This is a genomic window from Rhizobium pantanalense, from assembly GCF_030182525.1.
In the GTDB taxonomy this organism is placed as follows: Bacteria; Pseudomonadota; Alphaproteobacteria; order Rhizobiales; family Rhizobiaceae; genus Rhizobium.
The window spans coordinates 1-417 of record NZ_JAQJCH010000062.1 but is presented as its reverse complement, the minus strand read 5'-3'; the positions used below and the strand labels follow the sequence as shown (position 1 = coordinate 417).

Here is a 417-nt window from a genome sequence, read left to right as displayed (position 1 = left end):
TCAGAGCCGTGGAAGACGACCACGTTGATAGGCCGGGTGTGGAAGTGCGGCAACGCATGAAGCTTACCGGTACTAATAGCTCGATTGGCTTGATCGTTCTCATTGCTCGTGCTCATCACACGACGTGTTCAAATAAAAAATCCAGCTTCTCAAAAATGTCCATGCAAAAGCATGAACAGCAAGCTTCGGCCATCTGTCGCCTCGAACTCGAGGTGACCGTATGGCCGGCTGATGTCCCCTTCGAGCGGCAAGCGAGAAGGAAAGGCATATCAGCCCAGAAAGAGCAACTTGTTGATCCATGCTTTCGCATGGATCAACAAGTTGCGCTTTGCCGACCTGGTGGTTATGGCGGGGTGGCTGCACCCGTTCCCTTTCCGAACACGGCCGTGAAACGCCCCTGCGCCCATGGTACTTCGT

2 rRNA genes are annotated in these 417 nt (G+C 54.0%); both read left to right on the top strand.

From position 1 onward, the window contains the following. A 23S ribosomal RNA gene (locus PH558_RS34140) occupies positions 1 to 97 on the top strand; the annotation flags it as partial. A gap of 238 nt (positions 98 to 335) precedes the next feature. Then, positions 336 to 417, top strand: a 5S ribosomal RNA gene (rrf, locus tag PH558_RS34135); the annotation flags it as partial.